Here is a 15,364-nt window from a genome sequence, read left to right as displayed (position 1 = left end):
TCATGTCGAGCCCGCTTATCGAACTCGATCACGTCTCAAAGCACTATGCCAACGGCTTAGTCGCGCTGGACAAGGTTTCGTTGTCGCTCTTTTCCGGCGAGATTCACGCGTTGCTGGGTGAAAACGGCGCGGGCAAATCGACATTGATGAACATTCTGTATGGCGTGCATGAGCCAACGGAAGGCGGAGTTCTGATGGGCGGACGTCAGGTGATTCACCGACGACCAGCCGATGCCATCGCCAATGGTATTGGCATGGTGCATCAGCATTTCAAACTGGTGGCACCCTTCAGCGTCGCAGAGAACCTCACGCTGGTGGCACGTGGCGATCGGCGCAAAGCGTTTCGCCGTCATGCTGACATCCGTGCCTTTATGCAGCACTACGGCGTTGATCTCGATCCGGCAGCGCGGGTCGCTCACTTGCCGCTGGCGTTGCAGCAGCGGGTTGAGATTCTCAAAGCGCTGGTCAATGACACGCGCGTGCTGCTGCTGGATGAGCCTTCCACCATTCTCACCCCCACAGAGATCGCTGCATTGTACGCAACACTGCGCCGCATCTGTGCCAGCGGCACGGCGGTGGCGGTGGTCACGCACAACGTCGATGAAGTGCTGGCAAATACCGATCGCTACACCATTTTGCGTCGCGGTAAAACCAACGGCAGCGGATTAACCGCTGGCTGTTCGCCGGATGAACTGGTGGAGAAAATTGTTGGGCGCGCGGTCAGCAGCGGCACGCGACTGGGTTTACAGCGCAGTCGCGGAGCCGAGCAGTTGCGTCTGAACAACATTCAGGTGCGTCCTGGCAGCGGCTCTCCAGGTTTGCATGACATCAACTTAACGCTGGCTGCACGCGAGGTGATTGGTGTCGCGGGCGTGGAGGGTAACGGGCAGAGCGAGCTGTTTGCCTTGTTGGCGGGTGAACTGCAGCCGGAAAGCGGTGACGTCATGCGCTTGAGTGACAACGTCACCCTGGCGCTGGTGCCGCAGGATCGTCATCACGAAGGGTTGTCGCTTGATTTGCCAGTTTCACACAACTTGCTCTATCCCAACATTATGCGTGGCGCCTATCGTCGCATGGGGTTGCTTGATCATCCGGCGATTGCCCGGCGCGCCAGCGAGATGATCGAACACGCCGATATTCGCACTCATTCCCATGCCAGCCCGGCGCGCTCGCTGTCGGGCGGCAATCAGCAAAAGATTGTGGTGGCGCGCGCACTGGCGCAGGCGGCGTCAATTATCGTGGTGTATCAACCGACGCGCGGTCTTGATATGGCCGCAGCTGAAGCGGTGCTCACACGCCTCGCTGATGCGGCAGATGCGGGCACCGCGGTCATGATTATCTCCTCAAACATTGAAGAATTAATTCGCGTATCGGACCGCATCGTCGTGATGAACGGTGGACGTATTACCGGCACTGTAGTGGGTGATGAGATGAATATGGAACGAATTGGCACCTTGATGACATCGGGTCACAGTGCGCAGATGACTGGAGGTGTGCATGTCTGATTCCGTCACCACGCTGGCACAAACCAGCGCTTCCTTGCGCCGCGTGCTGGCACAGCTCAGCGCGTCACGATCGTTGTGGATCACACTCAGTGCCTTTGTCGGCTCTTTAGGGGTGGGCTTAGCCCTCATCGATGGCATGGGCGTGCCGATGCATGCGGCGCTGTCCACCGCCATTGACGGCGCATTCGGTAATATCCGTGCATTTTCGGACACGCTGGTGTTTATGACGCCACGCCTGCTGGTGGCGCTCGGCGCACTGATCGCCATTCGTGGCGGCATGTTTAATCTCGGCGGTGAAGGGCAGCTGCAGATGGGAGCGATTGGCGCGATGTTACCGTTTCTCGCCTTCGGTGATGTGGGGGCGGCGCTGCTGCCACTGGCAATTATCAGCGGTGCTTTGTGCGGTGCTATCTGGGGCGCGATCCCGGCACTGCTGAAAGTGTGGCGTGGCATCGATGAAATCATCGTTACGTTGATGATGAATTTTATCGCCATCTATTTGCTGAAGTATCTGGTGCAGGGACCGATGCGCCCGGTGAACTCAAATTTCAATATGTCAGCGCAGCTTCCGGGCGATGGCGTATTTCAGCAGGTGATTGAGGGCACGCGACTGCATGCGGGCGTGTTTCTGGCGCTGCTGATCGCCGTGGCAGTGTGGGTGATGCTCAACCATAGCGCCTTCGGTTTAAAACTGCGCGCCAGTGGGCAAAGTCCACGCTTTGTGCGCTTACAGGGACAATCTGCCGCTAAAACCGTGCTCTCCAGCATGGCAATTTCTGGTGCCATCAGCGGCCTGGCGGGCACCTTTGAAGTGCTCGGCGTGCAGTATCGCCTGATCGACGGCTTCTCATCGGGGTTAGGTTTTGAAGGACTGGCGGTGTCATTTCTCGCCGGACTGCAACCGTTTGGGGCGGTAATCGTCTCACTCTACTTTGGTGCGGTTAACAGTGCTGCGCTGGCACTACAAACTACCTTTTCGATTCCTGCGGCAATAGCCGATGTTCTGGGCGGTATGCCGATTCTGATTCTGGCGGTTTTAAGCGGCTTAATGCTGGTGAAAGGGAGGCCAGTATGGAATTCAACACTGTAACTCTGGCGCTGTTTCTTGCGGGTGGGTTGCGCCTGTGCGTGCCGGTGTTGCTGGCGGCGCTAGGAGAAACCGTTTCTGAACGTGCGGGGGTTTTCACCATTGGGCTGGAAGGCTTAATGCTCTTCGGTGCTTCTACCTCGGCGCTAGGGCTGGCTTTAACCGGTTCGCCGCTGCTGGCGCTTGGCGCGGGCATGCTGGGTGGTTTGCTCGCCGCGCTGCTGCTGGCGTTAGGTACCGTGCTGGCACGCGCTAACCAAATCGTGATGGGCATCGGTTTTAACCTGTTCGCCATTGGCGCGACCTCGCTGATTCGCCAGCTATGGCTGAGTGGTGCGCCTGCAGCCGGATCGATGCGTTCGGTTTCGATACTTAAGCTGCCAATCCTGGCGGAGTTGCCGGTAGTGGGACGCGCGCTGTTTTCCCAAAGCCCTGTGTTTTATCTGGCGGTCGTGATCGCCATTGTTTTGTGGGGCGTGCTGCGCTTCACCCGCGCCGGATTACTGCTGCGTGCGGTGGGTGAGAATGCATTAGCGGCCGATGCCGCCGGGCATTCCGTGCTGCGAATTCGTTTCAGCGCTACGCTTTTCACCGGCCTGATGGCGGGGTTGGGCGGCGCGTACCTGTGTATTGTCGCCTCAGGCGGCACCTTCGTTGACAACATGACCGCGGGACGCGGCTATCTGGCGATTGCCATCACCATATTTGCCCGCTGGATGCCGTTGCGCGTATTGATCGTCGCCACGTTACTCGGATTGCTGGAGGCATTGCAGTTTCAGGGCCAATACCTTGGCGTGAACATTGCGCCCGCGTTACTGATGGCGATGCCGTTTGTCGTCGCGCTCATTGCCTGGATCATGATGGGCAAAGCTGGTGCCGCACCGGGCGATTTAGGCCGGCCTTTCTTACGTCATTCAGGACGTTAACCCTTAACTATTATCGGGAGATGTAGATGAATCAGGCAATTAATCCACAAGGTTGGATCATCGGAAAAACGGCCACCGGCCTTAATCACCTTAATTGGGGAGTTAAAGCGGGTAATCATGTCTACGTCGCGGGGATGCTATCCACCGATCCGGTTGATGGCAGCATTGTGGGCATCGGCGATATCGAAGTGCAGACGCGGCGCGTGCTCGACAGCATCAAAGTGGTACTGGAAGCGGCGGGCAGCAGCATGGATCATGCGGTGATGAACCAGATCTTCCTGCGCGATCTCGACGATTATCACAAATTCAATGAAATCTACGTGACCTATTTCCCGGCACTGCTGCCGGCGCGTTTCTGCGTGAAACTTGAAATGGTGCGTCCCGAATTTCTGGTTGAGATCGCCACTACCGCGGTAATTCCCGGCTAGTTGTTGGGTTGTCCTTTATCGCGATCAAATAGAGAGGATGTGTACATGCAATACCGATATCTCGGGCGCAGCGGGCTCAAGGTTTCTGAAATTTGTCTTGGCACCATGATGTTCGGCGGCGCCACCGACGAAATGACGTCAAAGCGCATCATCGCCGACGCCCGTGACAGCGGCGTGAACTTCATCGATACCGCCGATATGTACAACAAAGGTGAATCCGAGCTGGTGGTTGGTCGCGCGATTGCTGACGATCGCGATAATTGGGTACTGGCCACCAAGGTTGGCAATCCAATGGGCGATGGTCCGAATCAGCGGGGCATGTCGCGCAAGTGGATTCGCGAGGCGACGCACGCATCGCTGACGCGCCTCGGTACGGATTACATTGATGTGCTGTATATGCATAAAGCGGATTTCGCTGCGCCATTGGAGGAGATGGTGCTGGCGTTTGCCGACCTGATTCGTGAGGGAAAAATCGGCTATTTTGCCGTCTCAAACTTCAAAGCCTGGCGTTTAGCGGAAACCGTGCGCCTGGCGCGCGCGGCTGGCATTGCCGGGCCAATAGCGACGCAGCCGTTATATAACCTTGCTAACCGCGAAGCCGAGGTGGAAATTTTACCGTCAGCGGCTTACTTCGGCGCAGCAGCCGTGTGCTACAGCCCGTTAGCGCGCGGTATCCTGACCGGAAAGTATCGCGTGGATACGGCTCCTGAGAGTGATAGTCGCGCTGGACGAGCCGATCCGCGCATGATGGAAGCGGAATGGCGCCCGGAATCACTCAAAGTAGCGAGTGAGCTGGCGGCCTATGCCGAGAGCAGCGGACGGCAACCGGCGCACGTGGCGCAGATGTGGGTGATGCGTAATCAGCTGGTCACCAGCACATTGATCGGACCGCGTACCTTTGAGCAGTGGCGTGAGGGGATTGCCGCGCTGGATTGTCCGTGGACGGTGGAGGATGAACGCTTCTGCGATCGGCTGGTATCGCCGGGTAAAGGTTCCAGCCTCGGACCGGGCGATCCGCATCATCCCATTGAGGGCCGTATCATGCGCGAGAGCCAATCATGACAGAGCATGCCATTCCCCTTGCCGATGCTTATCGCGGTGGTATGCGCCAACTGGCGGCAGGCGTATGTTTAATTACCGTAAATCATCAGGGGCAGCCCGGCGGCATGATCGCCACGGCGGTCACCTCATTAAGTGCGGAACCGCCTACTTTGCTGGTATGCGTTAATCGCAACGCATCGATGTTTGCGATGCTCATTGAGAGCGGGCAATTTTGTGTCAACGTATTAGCTGCGGATGCGCGAGCGCAGGTGGAGATGTTCAGTAGCTCTACCCGCCGACATGAGCGCTTTAACAGCGGCCAATGGCACACTGGCGCGAATGGTGCGCCAGTGTGCGCGGATTCACTGGTGACATTTGAGTGTCGGCTGGCGCAAACCGTTGACTGGCAGACGCACGCGATTTTCCTAGGTGAAGTAACCGAAGTACGGCATCCGCGTAGTAATGTCGCGCCGTTAGTCTATTACGATCGGGAATTTCATCAGCTGGTGGATGTCGCGCGGGAGTAAGAAGAGGGCGCCAGGCCGCGCCCACTGTTCAATCGGTCGTATTTTATCATCTCATCAACGCTGCAACGCTTGTAGGGTCGCTATACGTGGCGACCCGCTAAATTAATCAGTAACCTGTATTCACAGCGGCAGCATAATAACCACATCAATTTCCAGCATGAGCTCGGGTTCTGCCAGCGCGGCAATCTGGAATAGCGTACTGGCGGGCAATTCCAGTCCGGTGAAAAATTGCTGGCGTATCGGATGAATTTTCGGGACGAGTGCAAGGTCGGTCACATAGGTGGTCGTGCGCACAATCCAGTCGCGCTGTGCGCCCAATCCTTCCAGTAATCGATCGATGTTGGCATAAACCTGCTCGACCTGTTTTTTCATATCACCAATGCCAACCACGTCACCGTTTTCATCCCACGCCACCTGGCCCGTGGGAAAGACCGGCGTGCCCGGTCGGATTTTTACGTGATTGTAATAGCTGCGTGCCTTGAGCCCAGCGGGATTGACGATGCTCATCATGTTCCTTAATCGTAGGTGATATCTGGCCAACAAAACATTAAGGCTACCATTTGCGTAAAGGAGTGCGTAATCGTATTTCGGCAACGTGGCGCTGCCCTTTAAGCAACACCATAAGATTGGCAAGTGGATTACTTTAGTGTTTCACCACTATTTATCGCTAACCTTATGCAGATAATGAATTTCGTCCCGAGTGATGGATCTAGTATGGTTCGTGAAAGAATATTAACTCTTTGCATTATAACAATTAATTATTGCTTTTCGCATTCATCACCTGGGGTTTAACCATGCTAAACATAAAATCTCTGTTAATGGGATCGCTATTAACGTCAGCCTTATTAGCAAGTTCTGCGCACGCTCAGGAGGAGAGCGGTGTGGCAGCCAAAATTAATTTTCAGGTCGCATCGGATAAAAAACTGCAGGCTTTATTACCCGAAGAGATAATTAAAAAAGGTTATGTCATTGCCGGCACTAATCCAAATACACCTCCCACCACCTTTTTCCTTGAAGATAATAAAACCTTATCCGGACGCGACGTTGATATCATGAATGCGATTGGTCAGCGTCTGGGTTTGAAAGTCATCTGGAAAGAGACCGGTGGCTTCGACAATATTATTCCCGGCTTAAAAACCGGACGTTTTGATGCGGTGCTTTCTAATATCAGGCCAAGTCAAAAACGCTTTGCGCAAATCGATTTCATTAGCTATTTCGATAGCTCGCGCCAGGCGGTGATTTCACGGAAAGATCGTAATGTGGCACCGTTCAAAGCCTTAACCGCGCTGTGCGGCGAAACCGTCGGGGCGGGAGTGGGCACCGCGCAGATTGAATTTCTCAATGAGGCGAGTAAAACCTGTCTGAGCGAAAATAAACCGGCGATCAACGTGGCGGTATTCCCCAGCCGTCCTGATGGTGTGGTCGCGGTATTAAGCGGCAGAATCTCGTTCTATTACGGCCCGTGGGAAGGTTTAGCGTATCAAGCTGCGCAGCTGAAGAATCTGGCGATAACCGGTGAAATAAGCGTGCAGGAACCGCCGATGTCGATCGGTTTACCCAAAGGTTCACCTATTGAGCTGGCTGTTCAGGCGGCACTGAACTCCTTAATCCAGGATGGCACCTATCAAAAGATTCTCGATAGCTGGTTCATCGGCTACGGCGCAGTGAAAGAAGCCAAACTGAATCAAGATATCTTCGCCTCACAATCATAGGAAAAGCGATGAGCGGTTTCCGCATAATAACCAGAACGCGAAAAGCCAGTGCGCAGCAAATAGCGGCCTACCAGGATTTACCGGTGGCAAATATTAGCGATGCCATGCACCGCCTGACGGCAGGCGGCGCCAATCTGCGTCCTTATCACGCCGGTGGATATATGGCGGGTGCTGCGCTGACGGTGAAGTGTCGGCCAGGCGATAATTTGCTGGTGCACTATGCATTGAATATTGCAGAGCCGGGCGATGTGATTGTGGTGGATGCTGGCGGCGAGGTGACCAACGCCATTGTCGGCGAACTCATGCTGACGTATGCGGCGAAGAAACGCATTGCAGGCGTGGTGATTAACGGCGCGGTGCGTGACAGCCAAAGTATTCGAAAAAATGCCTTGCCGGTGTATGCGGCGGCCGTTACTCATCGCGGACCTTATAAAGACGGTCCTGGTGAAGTGAATGTGCCCATTTCACTCAACGGTATGGTGATTGAGGCGGGCGATTTAATTGTGGGTGACGACGACGGCGTGCTCTGTGTGCCGTATCAACAAATCGATGAGATACATGCGCTTGCCAGCGAGCGCCGCAGTGGCGAAATCGCCAAACTGCAGGCTATTGCGGAAGGGCGCAATAAACGCGATTGGGTCGAGAAAAAATTGCGCGAGTTGGGCTGCATTTTTCCTGCTTAGCGACGCCATTTATGGCGATCAGGTGCGCAGCAGGTGCGCACCTGCCCAATCAGCTGTGCACCTGCTGCGTGCGGCGATCTCTCACCGTTACAAACACAAACGCCAACACAAACAGCGCGGCATAAATCACCACGATGGTTGGACCCGGTGCGCTATCGAGGAAGAACGACGCATAGACGCCGCTGAAACCTGTCACCATGGCAATGCCCATCGCCAGCAGCATCACATGCAGAAAACGGCGCGCCAACAGCAAGGCAATGGCGCCTGGCGCAATCAGCATGGAAATCGACAAAATCACCCCTACCGATTTCAACGCGGCGACGATGGTTAATGAAATCAGACACAGCAAGCCGTAATGCATCAGTTTGCCGTTGATGCCGCAGGCGCGCGCCTGATTGGGATCGAACGCATGCAGCAGTAAATCTCGCCATTTCATGCCAATCAGCACGCTGACAATCACAGCGATCACCGCGGTCTGAATGATATCCGCCAGGCTGATGCCCAACATATCGCCGAACAAAATGTGGTCGAGATGCACTTCAGGTTGCAGCTTCAGGTACAGCACCAAACCTGCGCCAAACATGCCCGAGAAGACAATTCCCATTACCGTATCGGGTTTGATGCGGCTATTTTCGCTGATATAGCCGGTGGCGACGGCGCACACCATTCCGGCGATAAAGGCGCCGATAGCGTAGGGCAAACCAATCAGCCAGGCGATCACTACGCCGGGAAACACCGCGTGGCTCATCGCATCACCCAGCAACGACCAGCCTTTAAGCACCAGAAATGCCGACAGCATCGCGCAAGGCAGCGACAGCACCAACGTGGTGATCAGCGCCATGTTCATAAACTCGAACTGGAAGGGGCTCAGCAATAATTCACTCATTGACGCCATCCTCCATGGTTAGACGTGCGCGACGACGCGCAGCCAGCACGCCATGTTTCGGGGCAAACACAAACGCCACTAAAAACACCAGCGTCTGCGCCACCACAATCACGCCGCCGGTGGCACCGTCAAGAAAGTAGCTGCTCCAGGCGCCGAGAAAACTGGTGACGCTGCCGATGGTGACGGCAATCAGCAACAGGCGCGGAAAACGGTCCGTCAGCAAATAGGCGGTAGCGCCCGGTGTCACCACCAGACAAATCACCATAAAGGCGCCAACCGTTTGCAGCGCAGCAACGGTGGAAGCGGACAGCAGGGTAAAGAACAGGATTTTTAGCCGCAGCGTATTTAAACCCAGCGAGCGCGCGTGACTTTCGTCGAAGAACGTCACCATCAGGTCTTTCCACTTCAGCAGCAGAATGGCGAGGGTGATAAAACCAATGGCGCCGAGCTGCCAGATATCGGCAGGCGCGACCGATAAAATATTGCCCAGCACGATGGTTTGAATATTCACCGAGGTGGGATTGAGCGACACCATAAATAGCCCGATGCCGAAAAATGACGAGAAGATCAGGCCAATAATCGCATCTTCTTTTAAGCGCGTGCGCTGATTAAGAAAAAGCATGCTGCCCGCCGCCAGGCCGCCGGAGAGGAATGCGCCAAGGGCAAAGGGCATTCCAAGCATATAGGCGCCTGCTACGCCGGGCACAATCGAGTGTGACAGCGCATCGCCAATCAATGACCAGCCTTTTAGCATCAGGAAACAGGAGAGGAAAGCGCAAATCGCCCCGACCAGCGCGGCGATCCACATCGCATTCAGCATGTATTGATAGCCGAACGGCTCAATAATCCACGACATGGTTAGCTCCCCGCTGCGGATTTTTGTCTTTCATCAGCTGCATTAATACCGCGTTACGCTCGAGCAGCGCGCCATCAAAGGTTTGTGCCAGGTTATCCGCGGTGAACGTCTCATGCAGCAAGCCACTCGCCAGCACGGTATTTTTCACCAGCACGCAGCGGTCGCAGAAATCCGGAATGGCGTTGAGATCGTGCGTAGAGACCAGCATGGTGCGGCCTTCGTCACGCAGCTCTTTCAGCAGGGCGATGATCGCGGCTTCGGTTTTGACATCCACGCCGGTAAAGGGCTCATCCAGCAGGATAATCTGGCCACTTTGCGCCAGCGCGCGCGCCAGGAAAACGCGCTTTTTCTGCCCGCCGGACAACTCACCAATCTGTCGATGGCGATAAGCGCTCATCCCGACACGTTCCAGCGCCTGATCAACGCTCTGTTTATCGGCCGCACGCGGAATGCGCAGCATGCCCATATAGCCGTAGCGGCCCATCATCACCACATCTTCCACCAGCACCGGAAAGCTCCAGTCGACCTCCTCAGATTGCGGCACATAGGAGACGATATTGTGTTTCAACGCCTTATTGGCCGGCATTCCGGCCAGCGTCACCGTCCCGGAAGAGAGCGGGACAAATCCCATGATCGCCTTGAACAGCGTAGATTTTCCGGAACCGTTGACGCCAATCAGCGCGGTGATGCTGCCGGCGGGCACGCTAAATGAGGCTTTACGTAGCGCGGTGTGGCCGTTGCGGTAGGTGACGCCGACGTTTTCCACGCTCAATCCTGCGGCGGCATTGACTTCGATTCTGCTCATTTCTGGCTTCCTTCGGTAATGCCTTGCACCACGGTTGCGGTGGTGACGCGCAGCAGATCAAGATAGGTCGGTACCGGGCCATCGCTATTGCTCAGCGAATCCACATACAACACGCCGCCGTAATGAATACCGGCTTCGCGCGCCACCTGCTGCGCCGGTTTAGCCGAAATAGTGCTTTCACTGAAAATCACCGGAATTTGATGGGTGCGCACCGCATCGATCACTTTACGCACCTGCTGCGGCGTACCTTGCTGATCGGCGTTGATCGGCCATAGATAAAGCTCTTTTAAGCCGAAATCACGAGCCAGATACGAGAAAGCGCCTTCGCTAGTGACCAGCCAGCGTTTATCTGCTGGAAGTTTATCGATAGCTTCGCGCATCGGGGCAATGGTTTGCTGGATCTGCGCTTTATAGCGGTCGGCGTTGGCCTGATAAATCGCGGCATTGTCAGGATCATATTGCTGCAGCGCTTTGCGAATGTTATCGACATAAATCAGTGCGTTATCTGGCGACATCCATGCGTGCGGATTAGGCTTGCCGTTATACGGTCCTTCGGAAATGCCCATCGGTTCAATGCCTTGCGTCACGGTAACCTGCGGCACATCGTTCAGACGCTGGTAAAAGCGGCTAAACCACAGCTCAAGATTAAAGCCGTTCACCAGAATCAGATTAGCGCCCTGCGCGCGACGAATATCACCCGGCGTGGGTTGATATTCATGGATTTCGGCGCCGGTTTTAGTAATTGAGGTCACCTCGGCGGCATCACCCGCCACGTTTTTTGCCATATCCGCAATCACCGTAAAAGTGGTCACCACTTTAAGTTTTTCTGCCGCTGATGCCGCAAAGGGCAACAGCGAGCTAAGTGACAGCAGCATGACGACGGCAGGCACAAGGCGTTGAGCAAACATGATCATCTCCAGAGGAATATAGCCAATGCTATAAAAGATAGCTGATGCTATCTATATGAGTCATTTTTGTGCAAAATGCCAGTGTGAAGACAAAAATTTACGAAACAGGCGGGTCAAAGTAAGGCGGGATTCTGTAGGGTGCGCATTGATGCGCACCAGGCAACATTAGATATTTAAAAGCAGCGCACCAATTAGCTGGCGTCGAAAATCACATACAGTTTGCGCATGGTGTTTTCAATTACCCAGGTGCCTTCGGTATTGGCTTCAAAGAACAACGAATCGCCGGGCTGGAAATAGAGCGTCTCTTCGCCATCCGGCGTAAATGAGCCGTTGCCGTTGAGAAAGTGCATGATTTCAGCCTGTTTTACCGCGCGACGATAGGAACCTACGCCGCATTCGAAGATGCCGGTGTCGATATCTTCTTTTCCGGGAATCACTTTTTGTATGCCGGATAATGCAATGCTGCCGCTACCCGGCAAACCTGCCACGCTGCCCCACGGCTCCATAACTTCAATGGCTGCCGGCTGGGTGATTTTTTGTACTTTCATGTTTTCCCTTGCTAATTAAGAACTATACCAACCGCACATTTCGTAGCGGCGCAATTTATTGCGCAATGCCTCGATGGGCATAGAGCCGTCATTAATGCGCGCGATAAATCGCGCCGCTACAATTTGTGCGAGCAATAATTAATGAGTTCAAGATTAAAGCGTTCGCGAAATACAGGATGTAATGAATTGCCGCGCAAATAACCGATTCATGCGCTTATCAGCGCGGCTTTGGCAGAAACTTTCGCGGCGGATTAAACCGCCTGCTGGCAGCAGGCGCAGGTCGTCGACACCACGTTGCCCAGCACGCGGCGCAGGAAATCTTGCGTGCGTGGCTCTTGAGGTTTGAGCAAAATCTGATCGGCGGGACCTTGCTCGACAATCTGCCCGCTGTGCAGGAAGCAGACGCGATCGGCGACTTCGCGCGCGAATTGCATCTCATGTGTCACCACAATCATCGTCATGCCTTCACGCGCCAGGTTGCGCATAACCTGCAGCACTTCGCCCACCAGTTCTGGATCGAGCGCCGAGGTCGGTTCATCAAACAGAATGGCTTTGGGCTGCAGCGCCAGAGTGCGCGCAATCGCCACGCGCTGCTGCTGTCCGCCCGAAAGCTGGGTTGGCCATGCGTTAATCTTCTCGCCAAGACCAACCATCGCCAGCAAATCTTTAGCCCTTTTTTCCGCCACCTGACGCGGTTCGCCGTTGACGTGAATCGGGCCTTCCATCACGTTTTCTAACACGCTGCGATGGGGGAACAGGTTGAAACGTTGGAACACCATGCCAATCTGGCGACGTAGATCATTGATGCTTTTATGTTTGTTGTTGACGCGCTGACCCAGCACGTCGATGTCGCCGCCTTCATAAGTTTCGAGGCCGTTAATGCAGCGCAAAATGGTCGATTTTCCTGAGCCGGAAGGGCCGATCAAACACACCACTTCGCCCTCGCTGACGCTAAAACTCACGCCTTTCAGCACCTCGACATGACCGAATCTTTTGTGCACATCACGAATTTCAATCATCTCAGGCTCCTTTAATCTGACGTTTTTCCAGCTGTTTAGTCAGTGCCAGCAGCGGCAGGCACAGCACCAGATAGAGCAGCGCCACCAGCGTGTACACCGTGGTGTTATCGAACGTGGAGGCGGCAATCAGCTGGCCCTGACGCGTCATTTCGGTGACGGCGATGGTGGATGCCAGCGCAGAATCTTTCAGCATCATCACCAGCGTATTGCTGTAAGGCGGCAGCGCGACATGAAATGCCTGCGGCAACACCACGCGGTACATCGCTTTCGGAAAACTCATGCCCATGGAACGTGCGGCTTCCAGCTGGCCGCGATCGACCGACTCAATACCGGCCCGAAAAATCTCCGCGATATAGGTTGAAAAGCAAAAGGCAATGCCAATTACGCTGGCCTGGAATGACGACAGCGTGATGCCGATATCCGGAAAGACAAAATAGATATAAAACAGCACCACAATCATTGGCAGGCCGCGCGTAATATTAATGACGGTCGCGATGGGCCAGGAGACTATTTTCCACGGACACATCTTCGCTGCGGCGAAAATCAGTCCCAGCGGTGTACTGATTATCAGAGACAAAAGGGTGATGTAAATCGTCATTTCTGCCCCTTGCAACAGGAAGGGCAGATAAACGTGAATACTACTCCAATCCATGATAATCCCCTGCAGGTTAATTTCATTATAATGAATATCCCCGATAGCAAATCACTGTCAATCAATACCCGCCGGGGAGAGATAGCTTTTACTTATTATCGCCATATGAACAAGCTATAGGTGTAATAATGCATGTAATCAAAGGGTTTATCTGTGAATTGTGAATTCACGCATTTTGCTTAAATAAAATATTGACACCCACCTGACTAATTTCATTATAGTGAAAATGACGTTCGCCCTTTTCATTTGATTCAGGAGTGAGTTATGTCTGCTAATCGTTCCCGGTTATTATTCGCCTGTCTGGCGGCTGCATTTAGCCTCAATGCCCAGGCTGCGGCGCTCACCGCGGGCTCGCCGCCGTCCAGCGCGCCGACCACTTTCCTCGATACTAAAAGCGGTAAAATTGAAGGCTTCATGCCCGACGTAGCGGCAGAAGTGGCTAAGCGCCAGCACCTTGAAATTAATTACACGGCGATTCCTTTTTCCACCCTGATTCAGTCGGTGATTGCCGGCAAAATCGACATGATCGTGGCGGGTATGACGCCCACGGAAGAGCGCGCCAAACGTATTACTTTCTCGCAGCCCGTGACCGCATTTGGTGCCGGTTTAGTGGTGCGCGATGACAACAAGAAGACCTATAACTCGTGGCAGGATGTGAAGGGTGACATCGTCGGCACCATGGCAGGCACCGATTATACCCAAAGCCTGATGGCCAGCGGCATTGCCAAAGAGGTGAAGGTTTATGACAGCCCGGCTGATATGACGCGTGATTTATCGCTGGGACGCATCGCGGCGGGGATGAATGATTATCCGATTCTTAAAGCGCAGGAAAAAGCCGGTGGGTTAAAAGGCATGCATGTGATTGACGGTTATAAGCCCGAACATGTTTCGCCGATGGCGTTTGGCGTGAAAAAAGGCAACGATAAATTAATGGCCGAAATTAATAGCGCCTTAACCGCGATGAAAGATGACGGTACCTTGCAGACCATTAAAACCAAATGGGGCATGCCATAATATTGCTGCGGCATATATTGCTGTCTCGCACCCTTAATTTCAGCGAAAAACACAGTATCAGGGAAATAAACGCGGCGACTGCGCTGTGCGAAATTCGATAAAGTTATCCGCTGGAAGGGTTAAAGCCGATGAAAAAAGTGAATATCAGTGACGAAGCGACGGGCGCGCAGGAAGCGGATATTGGATCGCGCCTGAAACGGATTCGCAAGGCGCGCAATATGACCATCACTGATTTGGCGCAGCTGGCGAATGTATCCGCTGGCGCCATTAGCCAAATAGAGCGCAACCTGACCAATCCCACCGTGCGCGTGCTGGAGCAGCTGCGGCTGGTGCTGAAGGTGCCGCTCTCTGCCTTTCTCGAAGAGCACGCATCGACGCTACGCGGCGCGGAACACTATGTGCGGCGCGCCGTTGAGCGACCGCATTTCAACGTCGGGAAACGGGGCATCTCAAAGGAGATGCTGTCAGCGGCGGGCGAACACGATTTGCAGTTTATGTTTATCAATATTCCACCGGGCGTGCGTTCCGACGAAATGTTGATGGGCAAGGGCGAGAAGGCGGGTTTAGTGATGGAGGGTGAGTTGATGCTGGAGATTGATGGCGACAGCGCCCGATTACGCGCTGGCGATAGCTTCCAGTTTCAGAGCCATTTACCGCATAACATTTTCAACCATAGCGCGAGTGAAGCCAGAGTGTTGTGGATCATGCACATCCCCTCTGAACATCATTTGTGATTTCGTCACCCTAGTGGCGTGCAGGACTTAAGA

Annotated in this window: 18 protein-coding genes; 10 read left to right on the top strand and 8 right to left on the bottom strand. The window is 54.4% G+C overall.

Translation table 11 applies throughout. The features are described from left to right. Positions 1-2: 2 nt before the first annotated feature. Genes WFL93_RS06305 through WFL93_RS06280 form a run of 6 tightly spaced genes read left to right on the top strand, consistent with a single transcriptional unit; the run spans position 3 to position 5,514 of the window. Positions 3-1,505 (top strand): ABC transporter ATP-binding protein, encoded by a 1,503-nt coding sequence (locus WFL93_RS06305; protein ID WP_336777556.1) that lies wholly within the window; start codon positions 3-5, stop codon positions 1,503-1,505. Beyond that, entirely contained in the window at positions 1,498-2,595 is a 1,098-nt protein-coding gene (locus tag WFL93_RS06300) for an ABC transporter permease (RefSeq protein WP_336777555.1), read from the top strand. Before WFL93_RS06305 ends, WFL93_RS06300 begins: the two co-directional genes overlap by 8 nt. Next, positions 2,577-3,518, top strand: coding sequence for an ABC transporter permease (locus WFL93_RS06295; protein WP_336777554.1), 942 nt, complete (start codon positions 2,577-2,579; stop codon positions 3,516-3,518). Before WFL93_RS06300 ends, WFL93_RS06295 begins: the two co-directional genes overlap by 19 nt. 26 nt (positions 3,519-3,544) lie before the next feature. Beyond that, positions 3,545-3,946 (top strand): Rid family hydrolase, encoded by a 402-nt coding sequence (locus tag WFL93_RS06290; RefSeq protein ID WP_180823890.1) that lies wholly within the window; start codon positions 3,545-3,547, stop codon positions 3,944-3,946. Positions 3,947-3,991: 45 nt separating this feature from the next. After that, positions 3,992-5,008 carry an aldo/keto reductase gene (locus tag WFL93_RS06285; RefSeq protein ID WP_336777553.1) on the top strand — a complete coding sequence of 339 codons (1,017 nt, stop codon included), beginning with the start codon at positions 3,992-3,994 and terminating at the stop codon, positions 5,006-5,008. After that, a complete protein-coding gene (locus WFL93_RS06280) occupies positions 5,005-5,514 on the top strand; it encodes a flavin reductase family protein (RefSeq protein WP_336777552.1) in 510 nt (169 codons plus the stop codon). The genes WFL93_RS06285 and WFL93_RS06280 overlap by 4 nt, the downstream gene beginning before the upstream one ends. A 120-nt stretch (positions 5,515-5,634) precedes the next feature. On the opposite strand, the gene WFL93_RS06275 is transcribed toward WFL93_RS06280, so the two are convergent. Then, positions 5,635-6,024, bottom strand: a complete 390-nt coding sequence (locus tag WFL93_RS06275; RefSeq protein WP_336777551.1) for a RidA family protein — start codon at positions 6,022-6,024, stop codon at positions 5,635-5,637. Positions 6,025-6,308: 284 nt separating this feature from the next. On the opposite strand from WFL93_RS06275, the gene WFL93_RS06270 reads away from it, so the two are divergent. After that, a complete protein-coding gene (locus WFL93_RS06270) occupies positions 6,309-7,226 on the top strand; it encodes an ABC transporter substrate-binding protein (protein WP_336777550.1) in 918 nt (305 codons plus the stop codon). An 8-nt stretch (positions 7,227-7,234) separates the two neighbouring features. Further along, positions 7,235-7,909: an RraA family protein gene (locus WFL93_RS06265; protein WP_336777549.1), complete on the top strand. Its 675-nt coding sequence runs from the start codon at positions 7,235-7,237 to the stop codon at positions 7,907-7,909. A gap of 49 nt (positions 7,910-7,958) precedes the next feature. On the opposite strand, the gene WFL93_RS06260 is transcribed toward WFL93_RS06265, so the two are convergent. From WFL93_RS06260 to WFL93_RS06230, 7 genes are all read right to left on the bottom strand, one after another. Next, the gene (locus WFL93_RS06260; RefSeq protein WP_049853378.1) at positions 7,959-8,795 is read right to left on the bottom strand and encodes a metal ABC transporter permease; all 837 of its coding nucleotides are present in this window, start codon (positions 8,793-8,795) and stop codon (positions 7,959-7,961) included. Continuing rightward, positions 8,788-9,651, bottom strand: coding sequence for an iron/manganese ABC transporter permease subunit SitC (gene sitC / locus WFL93_RS06255; protein ID WP_336777548.1), 864 nt, complete (start codon positions 9,649-9,651; stop codon positions 8,788-8,790). Before sitC ends, WFL93_RS06260 begins: the two co-directional genes overlap by 8 nt. Beyond that, a complete protein-coding gene (locus tag WFL93_RS06250) occupies positions 9,635-10,456 on the bottom strand; it encodes a manganese/iron ABC transporter ATP-binding protein (RefSeq protein WP_336777547.1) in 822 nt (273 codons plus the stop codon). The genes sitC and WFL93_RS06250 overlap by 17 nt, the downstream gene beginning before the upstream one ends. Then, positions 10,453-11,331, bottom strand: a complete 879-nt coding sequence (locus WFL93_RS06245) for a metal ABC transporter substrate-binding protein (RefSeq protein ID WP_238344519.1) — start codon at positions 11,329-11,331, stop codon at positions 10,453-10,455. Before WFL93_RS06245 ends, WFL93_RS06250 begins: the two co-directional genes overlap by 4 nt. 224 nt (positions 11,332-11,555) lie before the next feature. Next, entirely contained in the window at positions 11,556-11,912 is a 357-nt protein-coding gene (locus WFL93_RS06240) for a cupin domain-containing protein (protein ID WP_049853382.1), read from the bottom strand. A 251-nt stretch (positions 11,913-12,163) separates the two neighbouring features. Next, a complete protein-coding gene (locus tag WFL93_RS06235; RefSeq protein WP_007893036.1) occupies positions 12,164-12,931 on the bottom strand; it encodes an amino acid ABC transporter ATP-binding protein in 768 nt (255 codons plus the stop codon). A gap of 1 nt (position 12,932) precedes the next feature. Next, on the bottom strand, positions 12,933-13,583 hold the full coding sequence (locus tag WFL93_RS06230; RefSeq protein WP_007893029.1) for an amino acid ABC transporter permease: 651 nt from the start codon (positions 13,581-13,583) through the stop codon (positions 12,933-12,935). A gap of 264 nt (positions 13,584-13,847) precedes the next feature. On the opposite strand from WFL93_RS06230, the gene WFL93_RS06225 reads away from it, so the two are divergent. Beyond that, on the top strand, positions 13,848-14,597 hold the full coding sequence (locus WFL93_RS06225) for an ABC transporter substrate-binding protein (RefSeq protein ID WP_007893024.1): 750 nt from the start codon (positions 13,848-13,850) through the stop codon (positions 14,595-14,597). A 128-nt stretch (positions 14,598-14,725) separates the two neighbouring features. After that, complete coding sequence (locus tag WFL93_RS06220) at positions 14,726-15,331, top strand: cupin domain-containing protein (protein WP_336777546.1); 606 nt, start codon at positions 14,726-14,728, stop codon at positions 15,329-15,331. Positions 15,332-15,364: the final 33 nt, after the last annotated feature.

It is taken from the genome of Pantoea sp. USHLN256, from assembly GCF_037149875.1.
In the GTDB taxonomy this organism is placed as follows: Bacteria; Pseudomonadota; Gammaproteobacteria; order Enterobacterales; family Enterobacteriaceae; genus Pantoea; species Pantoea nemavictus.
Note: the sequence above shows the minus strand (reverse complement) of the source record. Positions and strands in the feature narration are given on the sequence as shown.

Bases quoted from the DNA above. Each gene is read 5' to 3' on its own strand.
- WFL93_RS06295 (WP_336777554.1), top strand. From the start codon at position 2,577: ATGGAATTCAACACTGTAACTCTGGCGCTGTTTCTTGCGGGTGGGTTG.
- WFL93_RS06240 (WP_049853382.1), bottom strand. From the start codon at position 11,912: ATGAAAGTACAAAAAATCACCCAGCCGGCAGCCATTGAAGTTATGGAG.
- WFL93_RS06265 (WP_336777549.1), top strand. From the start codon at position 7,235: ATGAGCGGTTTCCGCATAATAACCAGAACGCGAAAAGCCAGTGCGCAG.
- WFL93_RS06260 (WP_049853378.1), bottom strand. From the start codon at position 8,795: ATGAGTGAATTATTGCTGAGCCCCTTCCAGTTCGAGTTTATGAACATG.
- WFL93_RS06300 (WP_336777555.1), top strand. From the start codon at position 1,498: ATGTCTGATTCCGTCACCACGCTGGCACAAACCAGCGCTTCCTTGCGC.
- sitC (WP_336777548.1), bottom strand. From the start codon at position 9,651: ATGTCGTGGATTATTGAGCCGTTCGGCTATCAATACATGCTGAATGCG.
- WFL93_RS06220 (WP_336777546.1), top strand. From the start codon at position 14,726: ATGAAAAAAGTGAATATCAGTGACGAAGCGACGGGCGCGCAGGAAGCG.
- WFL93_RS06290 (WP_180823890.1), top strand. From the start codon at position 3,545: ATGAATCAGGCAATTAATCCACAAGGTTGGATCATCGGAAAAACGGCC.
- WFL93_RS06245 (WP_238344519.1), bottom strand. From the start codon at position 11,331: ATGCTGCTGTCACTTAGCTCGCTGTTGCCCTTTGCGGCATCAGCGGCA.
- WFL93_RS06285 (WP_336777553.1), top strand. From the start codon at position 3,992: ATGCAATACCGATATCTCGGGCGCAGCGGGCTCAAGGTTTCTGAAATT.
- WFL93_RS06275 (WP_336777551.1), bottom strand. From the start codon at position 6,024: ATGATGAGCATCGTCAATCCCGCTGGGCTCAAGGCACGCAGCTATTAC.
- WFL93_RS06225 (WP_007893024.1), top strand. From the start codon at position 13,848: ATGTCTGCTAATCGTTCCCGGTTATTATTCGCCTGTCTGGCGGCTGCA.
- WFL93_RS06305 (WP_336777556.1), top strand. From the start codon at position 3: ATGTCGAGCCCGCTTATCGAACTCGATCACGTCTCAAAGCACTATGCC.
- WFL93_RS06270 (WP_336777550.1), top strand. From the start codon at position 6,309: ATGCTAAACATAAAATCTCTGTTAATGGGATCGCTATTAACGTCAGCC.
- WFL93_RS06250 (WP_336777547.1), bottom strand. From the start codon at position 10,456: ATGAGCAGAATCGAAGTCAATGCCGCCGCAGGATTGAGCGTGGAAAAC.
- WFL93_RS06280 (WP_336777552.1), top strand. From the start codon at position 5,005: ATGACAGAGCATGCCATTCCCCTTGCCGATGCTTATCGCGGTGGTATG.
- WFL93_RS06235 (WP_007893036.1), bottom strand. From the start codon at position 12,931: ATGATTGAAATTCGTGATGTGCACAAAAGATTCGGTCATGTCGAGGTG.
- WFL93_RS06230 (WP_007893029.1), bottom strand. From the start codon at position 13,583: ATGGATTGGAGTAGTATTCACGTTTATCTGCCCTTCCTGTTGCAAGGG.